We start from the raw sequence: 18,952 nt of genomic DNA on the forward strand, positions 1-18,952 counted from the left end.
GGTCCGCCGTCAGGCGGGACGAGCGCGGGCCGGAGCGGCGGCGGGCCGGCCGACGCGGGCCATGGTCCGTTCCAGCGTCAACGGCGAGACGAAAGACGAGATATCGCCGCCGAGAATCGCGATCTCCTTCACGAATCGCGACGAGATGAAATGCTGCCCCTCGCTGGCCGGCAGGAACACCGTCTCCACGTTGCGGTCGAGCCGGGCGTTCATCCCGGCCATCTGGAACTCGTAGTCGAAGTCCGACACCGCCCGCAACCCACGCACGATCAGCCCTGCCCCCACCTGCTGGGCCAGGGTCACCAGCAGCGTGTCGAAGGCATGCACCTCGATCGGCGTTCCGGTCCGCCGGGCGATGATGTCGCATTCTTCGCGCACGAGCTCCAGGCGCTCCTCCAGCGGGAACAGCGGGCCCTTGCCGATGTTCGTGGCGACACCGATGACAAGCCGGTCCACGATGCGCGCGGCGCGGCTGATGATGTCGATATGGCCGTTGTGGATCGGGTCGAACGTGCCGGGGTACAGGCCCGTGCGCGGCGGCTTGGCTTGCCTGGGGCCCACTGTCGCGGGCCTCGCCGTGTCAGACATCGTCACCCTCCCCGGGATCGTCGGTATTGCTGCCGGCGGGCCCTTCCTCGCCGGTTGCGGTATCGCCGTTGGCGGAACCGTTGGCGCCCTCGTCGGTTCCGTCTTCCATCACCGGGAACACACTGGTGACGCGCTCGTCGGAATCCAGCCGGAACAGGGTGACGCCCATGGAGGCGCGGCCGGTGATGCGCATCTGGTCGGCGGGCAGGCGAATCAGGCGGCCGGCGTCGGTGACCAGCATCACGTCGTCACCGGGGCGCACCGGGAAGGTGGCGGCGACCGCGGCGCCGGTGCGCGGGCTGAGCGTGATGTTGGCGATGCCCTGCCCGCCGCGGCCGGAGACGCGGTACTCGTAGGCGCTGCTGCGCTTGCCGAAGCCGGCGTCGGTGACGGTGAGCAGGAACTCCTCGGCCGCTTCCAGCTCAGCGACGCGCTCGGGCGTCAGGGCCACGTCGGCCACGACCTCCTCGGCATCGGCGTGCGTCTCGGCCTCGTCGTCGCCGTTGCTGCGGCGGCGCGCGGCGGCGAGCTTGAGATAGGCCACCCGGTCCTCGGTCGTGGCCTCCACGTGGCGCAGCACGGACATGCTGATGACCTCGTCGCGGCGCTTGCCCTCGGCCAGCTTGATGCCACGCACGCCGGAGCTGTCGCGCCCGGCGAAGACGCGCAGCGTGTCGTCGGTGATCTGGAAGCGGATGCAGCGGCCCAGGCGGGTGGCGAGCAGCACGTCGTCGCCCTCGTGGCAGGTGGCCACACCGATCAGGCGGTCGCCCTCGTCCAGCTTCATGGCGATGAGGCCGGACGCGCGGACGTTGCGGAAGTCCGACAGGCGGTTGCGCCGGACATGGCCGCTGCTGGTGGCGAAGACCAGGTGCAGGCTGTCCCACAGCGCCTCGTCGACCGGCAGCGGCAGCACGGCGGTGATGGTGTCGCTGCCGAGCTCGGGCAGCAGGTTCACCAGGGCACGCCCCTTGCCGGTGGGCCCGCCTTCCGGCAGGCGCCAGACCTTCTCGCGATAGGCCTTGCCGCCGGAGGAGAAGAACAGCACCCATTGATGCGTATGCGCATTGAAGCTGCGGGTGACGATGTCGTCGCCGCGGGTGCCGGCGGCGCTGCGGCCGCGGCCGCCGCGGTTCTGCTGGCGGAACGTCTCCAGCGGGGTGCGCTTGATGAAGCCGTCGCGGGTGATCGTCACCACCATCTGGCCGGGCTCGATCAGGCTCTCGTCGTCCTGGTCGGCGACGCCGTCGACGATGTCGGTCATGCGCGGATTGGCGATCTCGGCGCGCACTTCCAGCAGCTCGGCCCGCATGACCTCCATGCGGCGTGGGCGGCTGGCGATGATGTCCAGAAGCTCCGCGATCCTGGCGGCGACCTCGCTCATCTCGTTGTGGATCTTCTCGCGCTCCAGGCCGGTCAGGCGCTGCAGGCGGAGTTCGAGGATGCCGCGGGCCTGCTCTTCGGTCAGGCGGACGGTGTTGCCCGGGCTGACCACATTGCGCTCGTCCTCGATCAGGTCGAGCAGCGGCACCACGTCCGCGGCCGGCCAGTCGCGCGCCATCAGGGCGGCACGGGCGGAAGCGGTGTCGGGGCTGGCGCGGATCAGGCGGATCACCTCGTCGATATTGGCCACCGCGATGGCGAGGCCCACCAGCAGATGGGCGCGCTCGCGGGCCTTGGCGAGGTCGTGGCGGCTGCGGCGGAGGATCACCTCCTCGCGGAAGCGGATGAAGGTCGCCAGCGCGTCCTTCAGGCCCATCAGCCGCGGGCGGCCGCCGTCGAGGGCCAGGAAGTTCACGCCGAAGCTGGTCTGCAGCTGGGTGTAGCGGAACAGGTGGTTGAGCACGACCTCGGGGGTCGCCTCGCGCTTCAGCTCGACGACGATGCGCATGCCCGAGCGGTCGCTCTCGTCGCGCAGGTCGCTGATGCCCTCGACCTGCTTGGACCGCACGAGGTCAGCGATGCGCTCGATCAGGGTGGCCTTGTTCACCTGATAGGGGATCTCGGTGACGACGATGGCGTTGCGGTCCTTGCGGATCTCCTCGATCTCGGCGCGGGCGCGGATGACGATGCTGCCGCGCCCGGTCTCGAACGCCGAGCGGATGCCGGCGCGGCCGAGGATGAGGCCGCCGGTCGGGAAGTCCGGCCCCGGCACGATCTTCATCAGCGCGTCGAGGTCGATGGCGGGGTCGGCGATCACTGCCAGCGTGGCATCGATGATCTCGGTCGGATTATGGGTGGGAATATTGGTGGCCATGCCGACGGCGATGCCGCCGGCGCCGTTGATCAGCAGGTTCGGAAAGCTGGCCGGCAGCACCTTCGGCTCTTCGCCGCTTTCGTCGTAGTTCGGCTGGAAGTCGATGGTGTCGCGGTCGATGTCGGCCAGCATGTAGCCGGACGAGCGGGCCATGCGCACTTCGGTGTAGCGCATCGCCGCCGGCGGGTCGCCGTCCACCGAGCCGAAATTGCCCTGGCCGTCGATCAGGCGCACGCGCATGGAGAAGTCCTGGGCCATGCGGACCAGGGCGTCGTAGATCGAGGCGTCGCCATGCGGATGGTATTTGCCCATGACGTCGCCGACCACGCGGGCGGATTTGCGGTACGGCTTGTCGTGCGTGTAGCCGGCCTCCTGCATCGCATACAGGATGCGCCGGTGCACCGGCTTCAGGCCGTCGCGCGCGTCCGGCAGGGCGCGGCTGACGATCACCGACATGGCGTAGTCGAGGTAGGAGCGGCGCATCTCCTCCTCGAGCACCACCGGATGCATGTCGGACGGTGAGCCGGACCCCCGCGTGGGATCCTCGGGCGTGGTGTCGCTCAAGTCAGTCTCGATTCAGGTTGTTGGGTCGCAGTCGCCGACGGGTGCTGGCCCAAGGGGGGCCTACTCGTCAGAACGGGATCTCGTCGTCCAGGTCGCCGCCGCCTTTCGGGGCATCCCAGGACGGGTTGCCGCCGCGCGGGGCGGCGCTGCGGGCGGCCGGGGCGCGCTCGCGCTGGTAGCCGCCACCGCCGCCTTCGGACGCGCCGCCCTCGCCGCCGCTGCGGCCGTCCAGCATGGTCAGCTCGCCCTTGAAGCGCCCGATCACCACTTCGGTGGTGTATTTCTCCTGGCCGGACTGGTCGGTCCATTTGCGGGTCTGCAGGCTGCCCTCGACATAGACCTTGCTGCCCTTGCGGACATATTTCTCGACCACATCGGCGATGCGGTCGTTGAACACCACCACGCGGTGCCACTCCGTGCGCTCCTTGCGTTCGCCGGAGGCGCGGTCGTTCCAGGTCTCGCTTGTGGCCAGCGAGAAATTCACGATCTTGGTGCCGTCCTGGCTGGTCCGCACCTCGGGGTCCTTGCCGAGATTGCCGACCAGAATCACCTTGTTCACACTGCCAGCCATGACGGATCTTCCTGCTGTCTGCTCTTGTTCCTGCGGCGCAGCATAGCGCCTGCCACGAGCGGCGGCCAGATCAGCCCAGTCCCGCATCGGGACGGGCTTCCCAAGCTGCCTGTTTGGGGCCATATAGGTGGAACAACTCAAGAACACAATCCGATTCCCCGGGGTATCCTGCATGGCCGGCTCCATCCACGTGCGCGGCGCGCGCGAGCACAACCTCAAGAACGTGGATGTCGAGATTCCCCGGGACAGCCTGGTGGTGATCACCGGGCTGTCGGGGTCCGGCAAGTCCTCGCTGGCGTTCGACACCATCTATGCCGAGGGGCAGCGGCGCTATGTCGAGAGCCTGTCGGCCTATGCCCGGCAATTCCTGGAGCTGATGGGCAAGCCGGACGTCGATTCGATCGAGGGGCTGTCGCCGGCGATCTCCATCGAGCAGAAGACGACCAGCCGCAACCCGCGCTCCACCGTGGGCACGGTGACGGAAATCCACGACTACATGCGCCTGCTGTGGGCGCGCGTGGGGGTGCCCTATTCGCCCGCGACCGGCCTGCCGATCGAGGCGCAGACGGTCAGCCAGATGGTGGACCGGGTGCTGGCCATGCCCGAGGGCACGCGGCTGCTGCTGCTGGCCCCCGTGGTGCGCGACCGCAAGGGCGAGTACCGCAAGGAACTGGCCGAGCTGCAGCGGCGCGGCTTCACCCGGGTGAAGGTGGACGGGAAGCTCTACGAGATCGGCGAGGTGCCGGCGCTGAACCGCAAGGTGAAGCACGAGATCGAGGCGGTGGTCGACCGGGTGGTGGTGCGCGAGGGCATTGGCGCGCGCCTGGCCGACAGTTTCGAGACCGCCCTGGGGCTGTCCGACGGCGTGGTCTACGCCGAGAACGCCGATTCCGGCGAGCGCACCGTGTTCAGCAGCCGTTTCGCCTGCCCCGTGAGCGGCTTCACTATTGAGGAGATCGAGCCGCGGCTGTTCAGCTTCAACAGCCCGCACGGCGCCTGCCCGGCCTGCGACGGCCTGGGCACCGAGACTTTCTTCGACCCCGCTTTGGTGATCCCGGACGAACGGCGCAACCTCGCCGAGGGCGCGGTGGCGCCCTGGACCGGGGCGCAAAGCCCGTATTACGACCAGACGCTGCAGAGCCTGGCGAAGCACTTCAAGGTCAGCACCCGCACCCCCTGGCACGACCTGCCGGAGCACGTGCGCGCGGCGATCCTGCACGGCACCGGCGAGACCCCGGTCGCGTTCACCTACAAGGACGGGGTGCGGCAGTACACCGTCACCAAGCCGTTCGAGGGCGTGATCAGCAACCTGCAGCGGCGCTGGCAGGAGACGGACAGCGCCTGGGTGCGCGAGGAAATGAGCCGCTACCAGGCGGAGAAGCCCTGCTCCACCTGCCACGGCGCCCGGCTGAAGCCGGAGGCGCTGGCGGTGAAGGTGGCCGCAAGCAACATCGCCGAGGCTTCGGAGCTGTCGATCCGCCATGCGCTCACGTGGTTCCAGGGGGTGATGGACACGCTGACGCCGCAGCGCCAGGAGATCGCGCGGCGCATCCTGCGCGAGATCGTGGAGCGGCTGCAGTTCCTGGTGGATGTCGGGCTCGACTACCTGACGCTGGCACGCGGCTCGGCCACGCTGTCCGGCGGGGAGAGCCAGCGCATCCGGCTGGCCAGCCAGATCGGCTCGGGCCTGACCGGGGTGCTGTACGTGCTCGACGAACCCTCGATCGGCCTGCACCAGCGCGACAACGAGCGGCTGCTGGGCACGCTGCGGCGGCTGAAATCGCTGGGCAACACCGTGCTGGTGGTCGAGCACGACGAGGACGCGATCCGGGCGGCCGACTACCTGATCGACATGGGCCCGGCGGCCGGGATCAATGGCGGGCATGTGGTGGCCCGCGGCGCGCCCGCCGAAGTGGCGGCCAATCCGGCCTCGCTGACCGGCGACTACCTGTCCGGGCGCAAACGGATCGAGGTGCCGCCGATGCGGCGCCCGATGCAGAAGGACCGGGTGGTCCGCGTGGTCGGCGCCAAAGGCAACAACCTCAAGGACGTGACGGCGGCGTTCCCGCTGGGCACGTTCACCTGCGTCACCGGCGTGTCCGGCGGCGGCAAGTCCACGCTGGTGGTCGACACGCTGTACAAGGCGGCGAGCCGCCGGCTGATGAGCTCGGGCGAGGTGCCGGCGGCGCATGCGCGCATCGACGGGCTGGAGCTGCTGGACAAGATCATCGACATCAACCAGTCGCCGATCGGGCGCACGCCGCGCAGCAATCCCGCGACCTATACCGACCTGTTCGCGCCGATCCGGGAGTGGTTCGCCGAGCTGCCGGAAAGCCGGGCGCGCGGCTACAAGCCCGGCCGGTTCAGCTTCAACGTGAAGGGCGGGCGCTGCGAGGCGTGCCAGGGCGACGGCGTGCTGAAGATCGAGATGCACTTCCTGCCGGACGTGTTCGTGACCTGCGATACCTGCAAGGGAAAGCGCTACAACCGCGAGACGCTGGACGTGAAGTTCCGCGACAAGTCGATCGCCGAGGTGCTGGAGATGACGGTGGACGAGGCGGTGCCGTATTTCTCCGCCGCCACGCGCATCCACGACCGGCTGAAGATCCTGCAGCAGGTGGGCCTCGGCTATATCGCGCTCGGCCAGCAGGCCACCACGCTGTCCGGCGGCGAGGCGCAGCGGATCAAGCTGTCGAAGGAGCTGGCGCGGCGCGCCACCGGGCGGACGTTGTACATCCTCGACGAGCCGACGACCGGCCTGCACTTCGAGGATGTGCGCAAGCTGCTGGAAGTGCTGCACGCGCTGGTCGACCAGGGCAACACCGTGGTGGTGATCGAGCACAACCTGGAAGTAATCAAGACCGCCGACTGGATCCTGGACCTGGGGCCGGAAGGCGGCGACGGCGGCGGCCGGATCGTGGCGGAGGGCACGCCCGAGGACGTTGCGGCCAATCCGGAGGGCCATACCGGGCGGTTCCTGGCGCCGCTGCTGGCGCCGGCGCCGGCGGTGAAGCAGAAGCTGCGCCGGCGGGCTTAACTACGCACAAATTCAACATGAAAATATATACACGAATCGATATCGCATAATTTAACTTGACCACGCATTCCTATCGTCTTTTATCCTGGCGATGGTCCGACTCAGACCACGGAGACACCCAATGCCACAGCTGCACCAGGGGACGACGACACGGACGACGACACGGTATCGCGGCCGAATGCAAAGCTGCCCCGCCTGTTGCCGGATCACCGGCTGATCCGTTCCCGCATTGTCCCGAATTTCGAGTCGAGAGGCACCGGGCCTGTGCCGCCCGGTGAAGGCATCCCCATGCTCCAGTCCCATGTCATCGACGTCGACGGCGTGTTCGTCGGCGCCGCCGTGCGCCTGCACAATGGCTACCGCTTCGTCGCCGTGGACCTCCGCCTGGAGGACATCGACGGTAGCCTGTGGCCGACGCGCGAGGACGTGCAGCGCGTGGCCCGGCAGATGGTCTTGACCGGCCGCCTCCCCACCCCGGCCAAGCCGCGCACGCCGCAGGCCTGACGGTGTTCCTGCGGCCGCGGCAACGCTAGAGTGCCGCGACCGCAGGAGGCAGGCCGATGCAGGTTTCGCCGTTCGAGATCCGGATCCCGGCTGCCGAGCTGGAGGACCTGAAGGCGCGGCTGGCACGGACCCGCTGGCCGGACGAGGTGAACGACGCCGACTGGTCCTACGGCACGCGGCTCGATTTCCTGCACCGCCTGGTCGGCTACTGGCAGGACGGGTTCGACTGGCGGGCGCAGGAAGCGCGGCTCAACGCGCTGCCGCAGTTCATTGCCGATATCGACGGGCTGCCGATCCATTTCGTGCATGCGCGCGGCGCCGGCCCGCGGCCGTTCCCGCTGGTGATCACGCATGGCTGGCCCGGCTCGTTCGCGGAGATGGAAGACATCGTCCCGATGCTGGCCGACCCCGCGCAGCATGGCGCGGACGAGGCCGATGCGTTCGATGTGGTGGTCCCGTCCCTGCCCGGCTACGGCTTCTCCGGCCATTCGCAAGCGCCGGGATTCGGCCCGCCGCAGGTCGCGGAGCTGTGGGCGAAGCTCATGACCGGCCTGGGCTATGGGCGGTTCGGCGTGCAGGGCGGCGACTGGGGGGCCAGCGTGTCGAGCTGGCTTGCCGCCACACGGCCGGACCTGGTGGCAGCCATCCATCTGAACTTCACCCTCGGCGCCTTCCTGCCGGGTCCCGAAGGACCGCAGCCGCCGCTGTCGGCGGCCGAACGGACGTTCCTGGCGCAGGTTGCGGCTTGGCGCGATGCCGAAGGCGGCTACAACCACATCCAGGGCACGAAGCCGCAGACCCTGGCCTACGGCCTGAACGATTCGCCGGCAGGCCTGGCCGCGTGGATCGGCGAAAAATTCCACAGCTGGAGCGATTGCGACGGCGACATCGAGCGCGCCTTTTCGCTCGACGCGGTGCTGACCAACATTTCCATCTACTGGTTCACGCAGACGATCGCCTCGTCGGTGCGGATCTACAAGGAAAGCCGGCGCACCCCGCTCAACTTCGCAGGCGGCCTGCGCATTACGCCGCCGCTGGGATTCGCGGCGTTCCCGAAAGAGATCGTAACGCCGCCGCGCGACTATGTGGCGCGGGTGTTCGACGTGCAGCGCTGGACATCGATGCCACGCGGCGGCCATTTCGCGGCCATGGAGCAGCCGGCACTGCTGGCACAGGATATCCGGGCGTTCTTCCGGCCGTTTCGGGGGTAGGGCCCCCTCACCCCAGCCCTCTCCCGCAACGGGAGAAGGGGGCAATGCCGCCCCCTTGCGGAGGGGTCCGGCCGCGCGACTCAGGTCGAGGCAACCCCGGCCGCAGCGGCGAGCACGGCCAGACGGTCGCCCAGGCCACGTGGGGCCAGCGGTTGGCCGATGCGCCGCAGGTCGCGCCGGCCCAGCACTGCGGGCAAAGAGGCGGCGCGGACAGCGGCCGGAACGCGCCCGCGCCCGGCCGCCAGGAACCGGCGCCCCTCTTCGGCCAGGGCCTGCAACACGGGCGCCAGTCCAGGCGCATCCGGGGCGGCGATGACGGCGTGGATGGTCAGGCCATGCGCGCCCAGCACGTCTTCGGGCAGCAGGCAGCGGCCCTGCCGGGCCAGGGCGGGCACGCTGCGAAGCTGGCCGGCGACGCCATACGCCGCCCCGAGGGCACGCAGCCGGTCCAGCACCTGGGGTTCGGCGCCCAGCACCCGGCCGGCGGCCACCGCCAGCCCTCCGGCGGTGGCGGCCAGATAGGCCCGCCAGGCCGCGAGGCTGGGCACCGACGGCTCGGCCTCCGCTTCTCGCCCCTCGATCATGGTCAGCAGATCGTCGCGGTCCAGCACGCCCGCGTCGAGCGCCTCGCCGAGCGGTCCCGCGACCTCGTGGCGGCGGCGCTCGCCTTCCACCACCTCGCGCCACCATTGCAGGCGGATCAGCGCCAGCATGGGCTCGCTGGCGACTTCCCGGGCGCGCGCAAGCTCGTGGTTGAAGGCGTAGAGCAGGAACAGCGCCTCGCGCCGCGCCGGCGGGGCGAACAGGGCGGTCAGGAACCGGTCGGGATCATGGCGGCGCACCAACGTGGCAAGAGGGGAGAGTTCCGGGGAGGGCTTGGTCGGCATGGGGCGGAGGTGGCGCGGAACGGCCGGGCGTGCAAGCTTGACCTCGCCGGCCGCCGGTCATAACTGACCAGTGTCTTTGCGCCCGTGAAACTCCAACAGCCGGAGAACGCTTCCATGGCCTTTGAACTCCCCTCCCTCCCCTATTCGCACACCGCGCTGGCCGAGCGCGGCATGTGCCAGGAGACGCTGGAGCTGCATCACGGCAAGCACCATCAGGCCTATGTGACGGCGCTGAACGGCTTCGTCGAGAAGAACGCGACCCTGCAGGGCAAGTCGCTGGAAGAGATCGTGAAGCTCGCCCATGGCGATGCGTCGCTGGCGGGCGTGTTCAACAATGCCGGCCAGCATTGGAACCACATCCTGTTCTGGCAGAACATGTCGCCCACCGGCGGCGGCATTCCGGGCAAGCTGGAGGCCAAGATCGTCGCCGATTTCGGCAGCGTCGCCGCGTTCAAGGACGCGTTCAAGGCCGCGGCGACCACGCAGTTCGGCTCCGGTTGGGCCTGGCTGGTGCAGGGCAGCGACGGCAAGCTGAAATGCACGAAGACGCCGAACGGCTCCAACCCGCTGGCCACCGGCGAGGGCAAGGCGCTGCTGGGCTGCGACGTGTGGGAGCACAGCTACTACCTGGACTTCCGCAACCGCCGTCCGGACTATGTGCAGAACTGGCTCGACAAGCTGGCCAACTACGAATACGCGCTCAGCCAGCTTGGCTGAGTCCGCGGCCGCCCCGCTCTGCGGCGTTCCGGGATAGCGAAAGGGCCCCTTGGGGGCCCTTTCTCATCCAGGCGGGTCTTTCCGTCAGGCCTTGGCAGGCTTGGCGTCGTTGGCGGGCGTCGGGTTCACGACCGTGCTGATGGTCTCGCGCAGCACGGTCACCCGGACATTCGGCGCGATCTCGACCTCGATCTCGTTGTCCTTGGTCTTCTGCACCACGCCGACGATGCCGCCGCCGGTCACCACGCGGTCGCCGCGCTTCAGGGCGGCGAGCATCGACTTCATCTCCTTCTGCCGCTGCTGTTGCGGGCGGATCAGCAGGAAGTAGAAGACCGCGAAGATCAGGACCAGCGGCAGGAACTGGCCGGCGCTGCCGACGAGGCCGGAGAGGTCCTGCGCGTAGGCGGGAGAAATGAGCATCTGGGGTTTCCGGGTTGCGATGTGTCGGCCGGGACCATAGTTTCCGCCCCTCGCACGTCAAGCTTTCCGCGAAAGACCGCCCCCCATGGACCAGCACCTTCCCGACTCCGACCGACGCGCCGCCGAGGCATTGCTCGCGGCCGTCACACGCGTCGCCGAGGCGCTGGAACGGCTGGCGCCATCGCCACCGCGGAAGGTCGATCTCGGCGCCGCCGACGCCTTCGTGTGGCACCCTTCCCCCGCCCACCTGACGCCGGTGCCCGCGGTATCGCGCGTCGACATCTCGCTGCTGAGGGGGGTGGAGCGGCAGAAGGCGATCATCCTCGAGAACACGCTGCGCTTCGCCCGCGGCCTGCCGGCCAACAACGCGATGCTGTGGGGCGCGCGCGGCATGGGCAAGTCGTCGCTGGTGAAGGCCGCGCACGCCCAGGCCAATGCCGAGGTTCCCGGCAGCCTGGTGCTGATCGAGATCCACCGCGAGGACATCGCCACCCTGCCCGAACTGCTGCGGCGGTTGCGCGGCGAGACGCGGCGCTGCCTGATCTTCTGCGACGACCTGAGCTTCGAGCGCGAGGATGCCGACTACAAGGCGCTGAAATCGGTCCTGGACGGCGGCATCGAGGGCCGGCCGGACAACGTGCTGTTCTATGCCACCTCGAACCGCCGGCACCTGATGCCGCGCGACATGATCGAGAACGAGCGCAGCACCGCCATCAACCCGTCCGAGGCGACCGAAGAGAAAGTGTCGCTGTCCGACCGGTTCGGGCTGTGGATCGGCTTCCACAATTGCGACCAGGACACGTTCTTCGCAATGATCGATGGCTATGCGGCGGCGATGGCGCTACCGATCACCGCCGAGGCGCTGCGGACGGCGGCGGTGGAGTGGTCGGTGACGCGCGGCGGGCGCTCCGGGCGGGTGGCATGGCAGTTCATCCAGGACCTGGCCGGGCGGCTGGGCGTGCGGGTCTGACCTTCCGATTCCAGGCCGGGCCGCTCCCCGACCTGTTGCGACTCACGCCGGCGCTGCCTGCATCGGGACACGTTGCGCCCGAGCCTGCGCTTCCAGGGCGAGCCGGCAGACCGTGAAGACATGCGCTTGCGGCATGGCGGTTTCGGTGCGGTTGGCAACGTCGGCGGCGAAGGCGCGGAAATAGCTCAGCGGCAGTCCTTCGCAGCCGATATGCCGCGTGCCCTTGCCGTCGGCCAGGAACAGATGGTCGGTGCCCGGCCGGCCTTCGAGGTCGAGGTATTTGCGCAGCTCGATCGTGCCCTCGGTGCCCAGGATGGTCAGGCGGCCGTCGCCCCAGGCAGGCATGCCGTCGGGGGTGAACCAGTCCACGCGCAGGTAGCCGGTGGCGCGCTCGCTGCGCAGCAGGATCTCGCCGAAATCCTCGAAGCCGTCGCCCACGGCGTAGCTGCCGACGCTGGCCGCGGCGACCTCGGGCCGTTGCGAGTCCGTGAAGACGATGAACTGGTCGATCTGATGGCTGGCGATGTCCACGAGGATGCCGCCAGCGGCGTCGCGCTGCCAGAACCAGGCGGGGCGGATGGCGCGGTTCAGCCGGTGCGGCCCCAGGCCCACGGTCTGGATCACAGGCCCGATGGCGCCGTCGCGCACCAGCTTCAGCGCCATTTCCGTCGATGGCGTCAGGAAGCGCTCGGAGAAGCAGACCGAGAAGATGCGCCCGGTCTCGGCGACGACCTTCTCCACCTCGGCCAGTTGCGCGGGCGTGGTGACGCCGGGCTTGTCGGCCATGACGTCCTTGCCGCGGCGCATCGCGGCGATGGCCAGGGCGGCGCGGTCGCACGGCACGGCGGCGGTGACGATGACCTGGATGGCGGGGTCATCGAGCAGGCGGTCCTTGTCGGCGACTTCGGGAATATGCGGGAAACGCTTGCGGAAGCCTTCGAGCACGCGCGGATCGGTGGTGACCGGCCAGTAGCCGGCGCATGCCATTCCGGCTTCGGTCAGCTGCTCCGTAAGGTCGTAGACGTGGCGATGATCGAGCCCGATGACGGCGAAGCGCTGTTGCATCCCCTCCCTCCCGAACGCATCGCCGGACGCCGCGTCACGCCGCTGCGATGCGCTCCAGCCCGCCCATGTACGGCCACAGCACCGGCGGCACCAGGATCGATCCGTCCGCCTGCTGGTAGTTCTCCATCACCGCGATCAGCGCCCGGCCCACCGCCACGCCGGAGCCGTTCAGCGTGTGCACGTGGGCGACCGTCTTGCCGTCGTTGTTGCGGAAGCGTGCGTTCATGCGCCGCGCCTGGAAGTCGCGCGTGTTGGAGCAGGAGCTGATCTCCCGCCACGCCTGCTGGCCTGGCAGCCAGACCTCCAGGTCGAAGGTCTTGGCCGCGCCGAAGCCGGTGTCGCCGGCAGACAGGACCACGCGGCGATAGGGAATCTGCAGCAGCTCCAGCACCCGCTCGGCGGACTGGGTCATGCGTTCGTGCTCGGCGTCGCTGTGCTCGGGATGGGTGATCGACACCAGCTCGACCTTGCGGAACTGGTGCTGGCGCAGCATGCCGCGGGTGTCGCGGCCGGCCGAGCCGGCCTCGCTGCGGAAGCAGTCGGTCAACGCCGTCAGGCGGATCGGCAGCCGCTTCTCCACGATGATGTCGCCGGAGACGGTGTTGGTCAGCGGGATCTCGGAGGTGGCGATCAGCCAGCGGTCGTCGGTGGTGCGGAAGCTGTCCTCGGCGAACTTGGGCAGCTGGTTGGTGCCGAACATGGCGGCACCGTTCACCAGCAGCGGCACGATCGTCTCCTCGTAGCCGTGCGACTGGGTGTGCAGGTCGATCATGAACTGGCCCAGCGCCCGCTCCAGCCGCGCCAGCTTGCCGCGCAGCAGGGTGAAGCGGCTGCCGGCGATCTTCGCTGCCGTCTCGAAATCCATCATTCCCAGCGCCTCGCCCAGCTCGAAATGCTGGCGGGGCTGGAAGCCGAGGTCACGCGGCTCGCCGACCTGCTTCAGCACGACATTGGCGGACTCGTCTGGGCCGTCGGGCACGTCGGGGTCGAGGATATTGGGCAGGCTGGCCAGGATGTCGCGGATCTCGGCGTCAAGCGCGGCGACGGCCTGCTCCAGCGCCTCCATCTCGGTGCGCAGGGCAGTGGCCTCGGCTTCCAGCGTCGCGGTGTCCTCGCCCTTGCGGCGCCCCTCGCCTACCTGTTTGGCCAGGGTATTGCGGCGGGCCTGCTTGTCCTGCAGCGCGGTCTGCGCGGCGCGGCGCGCCGTATCCTTCTCCAGGATCACGGCGGATTGCGGCGGTAGGAAGCGGCGTGCCATGGCAGCGTCGAAGGCGGCGCCGTCGGCGCGGATGGTGCGGATGTCGTGCATCGGTCAGTCCTCGGCAGGCTTGGGCTCGACCATCCGCGCGGCGAGGATCGAGATTTCGTAGAGGCCGATCAGCGGGATCGCCAGGCCGCACTGGGTGATCACGTCGGGCGGGGCCAGGATGGCGGCGATGACGAACATGCCGACATAGGCGTAGCGACGGTATTTCTTCAGGCTGGCCGACGTGATGATGCCCACCTTGGCCATTAGCGACAGCGCCACCGGAAGCTGGAAGGCTATGCCGAAGGCGAAGATCAGCTTCATCACGAGGTCGAGATATTCGCCGACTCGTGCTTCCAGCTGGATCGGCACGCCGCCGCCGCCCGTGGGCGTCTCGAAGCTGAGGAAGAAGGCCCAGGCGAAGGGGAACACGAAGTAGTAGGCCAGTGCCGCGCCCAGCACGAACAGGACGGGTGTCGCAATCAGGAACGGCGCGAAGGCGCGCTTCTCGCTGCGGTACAGGCCCGGCGCGATGAACAGCCAGAGCTGCGAGGCGATCACCGGGAAGGATATGAAGGCGGCGCCGAAGAAGGCCACCTTCAGGTAGGTGAAGAAACCCTCGGTGAGCGACGTGAAGATCATCCGCCGGTCGGTACCACGGCTCTCCAGAATCTTGGCGAGCGGCTCGGCCAGGAAGGAATAGATCTCGCCCGAAAAATGGTAGCAGACGAAGAAGGCGATCAGCAGCGCCCCCATCGACCACATCAGGCGGCGGCGAAGCTCGATCAGGTGATCGAGCAGCGGCATCGGCTTGTCGTTGATCGTGTCTTCTTCTTCGGGAATGGCCACGGGAGTCCTGTCGGCTTCTCAGCTGCGGAGGGCGCCGGGGTAGTCGACCCCGGGCGGAATGAAGGCCGGCGGCTCCGGCCGGTTGGCGATCTCCGGCGGAATGAAGGCCGGCGGCTCGGGCCTCGCCGCGGCCTCGGCGGGTTGCGCAGAATCGGCGCCCTCAAGGGCGGTGATCGTGTGGGCGGGCAGTTCCGCCACCGCCGTGTCGCCGGCCGGCGCATCGGTGGCCGGCAGGGTCCAGCCCGGCTCCAGCGGGTTGCTGGCGAAGGTGCTGCGGATCGAGCCGTCGGCATCCACCGCCTTCTCGATCTCGCCCTTGATGTCGAAGTTGCGGATCTCGTTGATCTGGCTGCGGACCTCGTCGAGATTCGCCTCGCGGACCATCTCGTCCACATGGGTCTGGAACTCGCCGGCCATCCGGCGCGCCTTCTTGACCATCGCCGCGACCGTCTTCATCGCCACCGGCAGGTCTTTCGGACCGATGGCAATCAGGGCGACCACGCCGATCAGGGCGATCTCGGACCAGGCAAAGTCGAACATGCGGGCAGCGGACCCCGGGGGACGATGAACTTTGACGCGATGTACTTGGCCGCGGTTGCTAGCAGGAAATCCGCGGTTGGGGAAACCTGCGGCAAACCTCAGGCGTCACGCGTCTGCCGGGCGCGCGGTTCCCTCCTCGGCCACGCGCTCCGGGACGGTTTCGGGCACCGCCTCGGGCGCCTCCCCGCCTATCGAGGTGGGCGATGGCGGTTCCACCAGCAAGTCCTCGCGGCGCGGCAGATCGCGCAGATCGTGCAGGCCGAACTGGGCGAGGAAGGCGGGCGTGGTGGCCCACATGGTCGGGCGGCCGGGGGTTTCCTTGCGGCCCTTGGGCATGATCAGGCCGGCATCGAGCAGCGAGTCCAGCGTGGTCTGCGACAGCGAGGCGCCGCGGATCTCCTCGATCTCCGGACGGGTGACCGGCTGGTGGTAGGCGACGATGGCCAGCGTCTCCATGGCCGCGCGCGGCAGGCGGCGGGGCACCTGGATCACGCGCTTCAGCCGTGGGGCAAGGTCGGCGGCGGTGCGGAACTGCAGGCCGCCGGCGATTTCCACCAGTTCCACGCCGCGGCCGGCGTAGCGTTCGCGTAGGGCGGCGACGACCGCGTCCACGTCGGCGCCGTTGGCCAGCAGCTGGGTGAGCGCGCGCGGCGTGACCGGGGCGGCACTCGCGAACAGCAGCGCCTCCGCCAGGCGGACCTGGGAGTCGAGCTCTTCCGCGCGCGACTCCGCAGGGGTTCCGGCCGGCCGGGCTTCGGGCACGGGAATCTCCGGCGGCGGGATTTCCGGCGGCAGCTCGGGCGTCGGGATCGCCGGACCCGGAGGCTCGGGCGTGGGAAATTCAGGCGTTGGGATTGCGGGCGCCGGCACGTCCGGCGCCGGAATTTCGGGCACCGGAATCGCGGCCACCGCGGCCTCGGCGGGCGACTTGTCGGTCGGGTCAGACATCGGAGACCTCTTGTTCAGTGTCCGGGCCGGACTCGGTTTCGTCGGGCGGCAGGCCCTCGGACGCGCGCACCAGTATAGGGCCGAACGCCTCCTCCTGGCGCAGATGCACAGTACCGCCGCGCGCCATCTCCAGCCCGGCGATCAGGGTGCTGGCCAGGGCGGCGCGCCGCTCCAGCGGGCCGGCCAGGGACTCCGGCAGGAACTGGTCCAGCGCGGCCCAGTCCGGCAGGCTGCCCACCAGCGTGGCGAGCCGCGACAGCGCGTCCTTGACGCTCCACAGCGAAACCTGGGCGGGGCGGTACTGGCGATGGCGCGTGCCGCGCCGCAAGGCGGCGAGATAGGCGCGCATCAGGCTGGATACGTCCAGCGCGAGGCGGCTGCGGTCGGTTTCGGTCAGTTCCTCGGGGGCACCACGGGCGAACACGTCCTGGCCAAGCTGCGGGCGGGCGGTCATCCAGACCGCGGCGGCGCGGATCGCCTGCAGGTCGCGCAGGCGGGCGGCCAGCACCTCGGCCGCCGCCTCGCCCTCGTCGGCGGCGAGGCTGCCGCTGGGCAGCAGCAGGCGGGATTTCAGCCAGGTCAGCCAGGCCGCCATCACCAGCCAGTCGGCCGCCAGTTCCAGGCGGACGCGGCGGGCGCCCTCGATCACCGCCAGGTATTGCTCGACCAGCGACAGGATGGAGATGCGGGCGAGATCGACCTTCTGGCTGCGGGCCAGTTCCAGCAGCAGGTCGAGCGGGCCTTCGAAGCCGTCCAGATGCAGCAGCAGCGCGTCGATGACGATCGGCGCCTCCCTGGCGGCGGCCTCGGGGGCGGCGACCCCAGGGGTGGGCGCAGCCTCAGTCACCGAATGCTTCCTGCACGATCAGCACGCCCGCCTCCGGGTCGCCGGCGAGGGCGACCAGCAGGCGGAAGGCGGGGCGGGCGACGTTGATCAGCAGCTCGTTCACCGGATTGAAGCGGATGCCGAAGAACTCCTGCAGCGCCTGGGGCAGCAGGAACACGATCAGCAGGACGATCAGGATGCCGGCGCCCTCCAGCCGCGCCAGCGCGCGTGCGGGCGCCTCCGGCAGCAGGCCGACGGCGATACGCCCGCCGTCCAGCGGCGGGATGGGCAGCAGGTTGAACAGCCCCAGAACCAGGTTCGCCAGCATGAAATACAGCGCGAACACGATCAGCAGGTCGCCGGTTTCGATGGACAGCAGCGGCACGGCGTGCAGCGACAGCGCCCCGAGCCAGCCGAGGAAGAAGTTCATGGCCGGGCCCGCGGCGGCCACCACCATCATGCCCTGGCGGGGGTTGCGGAAGCGCCAGGCCGCCACCGGCACCGGCTTGGCCCAGCCGAACAGGAACGACACGTGATGCGTGGTCAGCAACTGCCCGAGCAGCAGCACGCCGGGCACCAGGATGGTGCCGACGCGGTCCACATGCGCCAGCGGGTTCAGCGACAGCCGGCCCATGCGCTTGGCGGTGTCGTCGCCCATCGCCAGCGCGGCATAGCCGTGCGCGGCCTCGTGCAGCGTGATCGCCAGCACGGCAGCCAGCAGTCCCAGGATGATCTCGGTCAAAGCCCCAATCCGTCCCGCTCGTTCAGCAATGCGCGGGGGTCTAGCGCCAAACGGCGGTGCTGCGCGAGGGCCCGCGCGGATTCCAGGCGCGCCGCCGCTTCCGGCGTCAGCGGCGGCGCGGTCCGCAGCACCGCTTCGGTACCTTCCGGGTCGCCGGGGCAATAGAGCGCGATGTCGCACCCCGCCGCCAGCGCCCGGGCGGCGCGGTCGGCGGGGGCGCCGGCCAGGGCCTGCATGGCAAGGTCGTCGGAAATCAGCACGCCGCCAAAGCCGATGCGGCCGCGGATCACCTGGCCGATGACCGCTGGCGACAGGGTGGCGGGGGTGTCGGGATCCCAGGCGCGGTAGACGATATGGGCCGTCATCATCCACGGCAGGTCGGCATTGCGGGCGAACGGCAGCAGGTCGGCGGCGAGGTCGTTGTCCATCACCACCGGCAGGTCCGTGTGGCTGTCGGCGCGGGCGCGGCCGTGGCCCGGGGCGTGCTTGCCCACCGGCTGCACGCAAGCGGCCAGCAGCCCGGCGGCGGCGGCGCGGCCGAGGCGGGCAACGTCAGCGGGCGCCTCGCCGTAGGCGCGATCGCCGATCACGTCGTGGGCCCCGGGCAGACGCAGGTCCAGCACGGGGGCGCAGGCGACGTCGAACCCGGCGGCGTGGCAATCGAGCCCGATCAGCGCCCCGGTCAGCCAGGCGGCGCGCAGGCCGGCGGCGGGGTCGGCGGCGAACAGGCGGCCGATGGCGGCGGCCGGGGGATGGACCTGCCAGTGCGGCGGGCGCAGGCGGGCAACGCGCCCGCCCTCCTGATCGATCAGCAGCACGGCGTGCGGCGGCAGGACCCGGCGCAGTGCGGCGGTCAGGGCGCGGAGTTGGGGCGGGTCCTGGATGTTGCGGGCAAACAGGATCACGCCGGCGGGGGCATGGGCGCGCAACAGGGCGGCTTCGGCCGCGGTCAGTTCCGGCCCGGCGATGCCCACGATCGCGGCCGTCATGGCGGGGTTCAGCATCGCCGG

Annotated in this window: 18 protein-coding genes; 5 read left to right on the top strand and 13 right to left on the bottom strand. The window is 69.6% G+C overall.

Annotated features, from left to right (window positions below; all coding sequences use genetic code 11):
• Positions 1-9 precede the first annotated feature (9 nt).
• The 3 genes from coaD to ssb form a co-directional block, all read right to left on the bottom strand.
• Positions 10-588 carry a pantetheine-phosphate adenylyltransferase gene (gene coaD / locus OL599_RS14195; RefSeq protein ID WP_264714454.1) on the bottom strand — a complete coding sequence of 193 codons (579 nt, stop codon included), beginning with the start codon at positions 586-588 and terminating at the stop codon, positions 10-12.
• Complete coding sequence (gene gyrA / locus OL599_RS14200; RefSeq protein WP_264714523.1) at positions 581-3,355, bottom strand: DNA gyrase subunit A; 2,775 nt, start codon at positions 3,353-3,355, stop codon at positions 581-583. Before gyrA ends, coaD begins: the two co-directional genes overlap by 8 nt.
• A gap of 121 nt (positions 3,356-3,476) precedes the next feature.
• On the bottom strand, positions 3,477-3,980 hold the full coding sequence (gene ssb, locus OL599_RS14205) for a single-stranded DNA-binding protein (RefSeq protein ID WP_264714455.1): 504 nt from the start codon (positions 3,978-3,980) through the stop codon (positions 3,477-3,479).
• 172 nt (positions 3,981-4,152) lie between these two features.
• Here ssb and uvrA point away from each other — a divergent pair, with 172 nt between their 5' ends.
• The 3 genes from uvrA to OL599_RS14220 all read left to right on the top strand — a co-directional run bounded on the left by uvrA (position 4,153) and on the right by OL599_RS14220 (position 8,732).
• Complete coding sequence (uvrA, locus tag OL599_RS14210) at positions 4,153-7,017, top strand: excinuclease ABC subunit UvrA (RefSeq protein ID WP_264714456.1); 2,865 nt, start codon at positions 4,153-4,155, stop codon at positions 7,015-7,017.
• A 288-nt stretch (positions 7,018-7,305) separates the two neighbouring features.
• The gene (locus OL599_RS14215; RefSeq protein ID WP_264714457.1) at positions 7,306-7,521 is read left to right on the top strand and encodes a hypothetical protein; all 216 of its coding nucleotides are present in this window, start codon (positions 7,306-7,308) and stop codon (positions 7,519-7,521) included.
• Between the two features lie 56 nt (positions 7,522-7,577).
• A complete protein-coding gene (locus tag OL599_RS14220; RefSeq protein ID WP_264714458.1) occupies positions 7,578-8,732 on the top strand; it encodes an epoxide hydrolase family protein in 1,155 nt (384 codons plus the stop codon).
• An 80-nt stretch (positions 8,733-8,812) separates the two neighbouring features.
• Here the strand turns inward: OL599_RS14220 and OL599_RS14225 are convergent, their stop codons facing one another.
• Complete coding sequence (locus OL599_RS14225; protein ID WP_264714459.1) at positions 8,813-9,619, bottom strand: phytoene/squalene synthase family protein; 807 nt, start codon at positions 9,617-9,619, stop codon at positions 8,813-8,815.
• 114 nt (positions 9,620-9,733) lie between these two features.
• Between OL599_RS14225 and OL599_RS14230 the strand changes: the two genes are divergently transcribed.
• Entirely contained in the window at positions 9,734-10,336 is a 603-nt protein-coding gene (locus OL599_RS14230; RefSeq protein ID WP_264714460.1) for a superoxide dismutase, read from the top strand.
• Positions 10,337-10,420: 84 nt separating this feature from the next.
• Here OL599_RS14230 and yajC read toward each other — a convergent pair whose 3' ends face one another.
• The gene (gene yajC, locus OL599_RS14235; RefSeq protein ID WP_264714461.1) at positions 10,421-10,756 is read right to left on the bottom strand and encodes a preprotein translocase subunit YajC; all 336 of its coding nucleotides are present in this window, start codon (positions 10,754-10,756) and stop codon (positions 10,421-10,423) included.
• An 85-nt stretch (positions 10,757-10,841) separates the two neighbouring features.
• On the opposite strand from yajC, the gene OL599_RS14240 reads away from it, so the two are divergent.
• Positions 10,842-11,726, top strand: a complete 885-nt coding sequence (locus OL599_RS14240) for an ATP-binding protein (protein ID WP_264714462.1) — start codon at positions 10,842-10,844, stop codon at positions 11,724-11,726.
• 42 nt (positions 11,727-11,768) lie between these two features.
• Here the strand turns inward: OL599_RS14240 and OL599_RS14245 are convergent, their stop codons facing one another.
• From OL599_RS14245 to nagZ, 8 genes are all read right to left on the bottom strand, one after another.
• Positions 11,769-12,791 carry a Gfo/Idh/MocA family protein gene (locus tag OL599_RS14245; protein WP_264714463.1) on the bottom strand — a complete coding sequence of 341 codons (1,023 nt, stop codon included), beginning with the start codon at positions 12,789-12,791 and terminating at the stop codon, positions 11,769-11,771.
• Positions 12,792-12,825: 34 nt separating this feature from the next.
• Positions 12,826-14,100 (bottom strand): serine--tRNA ligase, encoded by a 1,275-nt coding sequence (gene serS / locus OL599_RS14250; RefSeq protein WP_264714464.1) that lies wholly within the window; start codon positions 14,098-14,100, stop codon positions 12,826-12,828.
• Between the two features lie 3 nt (positions 14,101-14,103).
• Positions 14,104-14,844 (bottom strand): twin-arginine translocase subunit TatC, encoded by a 741-nt coding sequence (tatC, locus tag OL599_RS14255; RefSeq protein WP_264714525.1) that lies wholly within the window; start codon positions 14,842-14,844, stop codon positions 14,104-14,106.
• Between the two features lie 60 nt (positions 14,845-14,904).
• A complete protein-coding gene (gene tatB / locus OL599_RS14260) occupies positions 14,905-15,426 on the bottom strand; it encodes a Sec-independent protein translocase protein TatB (RefSeq protein ID WP_264714465.1) in 522 nt (173 codons plus the stop codon).
• 105 nt (positions 15,427-15,531) lie between these two features.
• Positions 15,532-16,374, bottom strand: coding sequence for an SMC-Scp complex subunit ScpB (scpB, locus tag OL599_RS14265; RefSeq protein ID WP_408886939.1), 843 nt, complete (start codon positions 16,372-16,374; stop codon positions 15,532-15,534).
• Positions 16,367-17,221 carry a segregation and condensation protein A gene (locus OL599_RS14270; protein ID WP_408886940.1) on the bottom strand — a complete coding sequence of 285 codons (855 nt, stop codon included), beginning with the start codon at positions 17,219-17,221 and terminating at the stop codon, positions 16,367-16,369. Before OL599_RS14270 ends, scpB begins: the two co-directional genes overlap by 8 nt.
• Entirely contained in the window at positions 17,214-17,942 is a 729-nt protein-coding gene (locus OL599_RS14275; RefSeq protein WP_264714466.1) for a site-2 protease family protein, read from the bottom strand. The genes OL599_RS14270 and OL599_RS14275 overlap by 8 nt, the downstream gene beginning before the upstream one ends.
• Positions 17,939-18,946 carry a beta-N-acetylhexosaminidase gene (gene nagZ / locus OL599_RS14280; protein WP_264714467.1) on the bottom strand — a complete coding sequence of 336 codons (1,008 nt, stop codon included), beginning with the start codon at positions 18,944-18,946 and terminating at the stop codon, positions 17,939-17,941. Before nagZ ends, OL599_RS14275 begins: the two co-directional genes overlap by 4 nt.
• Positions 18,947-18,952 lie beyond the last annotated feature (6 nt).

It is taken from the genome of Limobrevibacterium gyesilva (genome assembly GCF_025989185.1).
GTDB classification, from domain to species: Bacteria; Pseudomonadota; Alphaproteobacteria; order Acetobacterales; family Acetobacteraceae; genus Limobrevibacterium; species Limobrevibacterium gyesilva.

Excerpts from the sequence above, each read along its gene's own strand:
- OL599_RS14220 (WP_264714458.1), top strand. The coding sequence starts at position 7,578 with ATGCAGGTTTCGCCGTTCGAGATCCGGATCCCGGCTGCCGAGCTGGAG.
- OL599_RS14230 (WP_264714460.1), top strand. The coding sequence starts at position 9,734 with ATGGCCTTTGAACTCCCCTCCCTCCCCTATTCGCACACCGCGCTGGCC.
- coaD (WP_264714454.1), bottom strand. The coding sequence starts at position 588 with ATGTCTGACACGGCGAGGCCCGCGACAGTGGGCCCCAGGCAAGCCAAG.
- OL599_RS14225 (WP_264714459.1), bottom strand. The coding sequence starts at position 9,619 with ATGCCGACCAAGCCCTCCCCGGAACTCTCCCCTCTTGCCACGTTGGTG.
- serS (WP_264714464.1), bottom strand. The coding sequence starts at position 14,100 with ATGCACGACATCCGCACCATCCGCGCCGACGGCGCCGCCTTCGACGCT.
- OL599_RS14215 (WP_264714457.1), top strand. The coding sequence starts at position 7,306 with ATGCTCCAGTCCCATGTCATCGACGTCGACGGCGTGTTCGTCGGCGCC.
- tatC (WP_264714525.1), bottom strand. The coding sequence starts at position 14,844 with ATGCCGCTGCTCGATCACCTGATCGAGCTTCGCCGCCGCCTGATGTGG.
- yajC (WP_264714461.1), bottom strand. The coding sequence starts at position 10,756 with ATGCTCATTTCTCCCGCCTACGCGCAGGACCTCTCCGGCCTCGTCGGC.
- uvrA (WP_264714456.1), top strand. The coding sequence starts at position 4,153 with ATGGCCGGCTCCATCCACGTGCGCGGCGCGCGCGAGCACAACCTCAAG.
- OL599_RS14240 (WP_264714462.1), top strand. The coding sequence starts at position 10,842 with ATGGACCAGCACCTTCCCGACTCCGACCGACGCGCCGCCGAGGCATTG.
- scpB (WP_408886939.1), bottom strand. The coding sequence starts at position 16,374 with ATGTCTGACCCGACCGACAAGTCGCCCGCCGAGGCCGCGGTGGCCGCG.
- tatB (WP_264714465.1), bottom strand. The coding sequence starts at position 15,426 with ATGTTCGACTTTGCCTGGTCCGAGATCGCCCTGATCGGCGTGGTCGCC.
- OL599_RS14245 (WP_264714463.1), bottom strand. The coding sequence starts at position 12,791 with ATGCAACAGCGCTTCGCCGTCATCGGGCTCGATCATCGCCACGTCTAC.
- ssb (WP_264714455.1), bottom strand. The coding sequence starts at position 3,980 with ATGGCTGGCAGTGTGAACAAGGTGATTCTGGTCGGCAATCTCGGCAAG.
- nagZ (WP_264714467.1), bottom strand. The coding sequence starts at position 18,946 with ATGCTGAACCCCGCCATGACGGCCGCGATCGTGGGCATCGCCGGGCCG.
- gyrA (WP_264714523.1), bottom strand. The coding sequence starts at position 3,355 with ATGCATCCGGTGGTGCTCGAGGAGGAGATGCGCCGCTCCTACCTCGAC.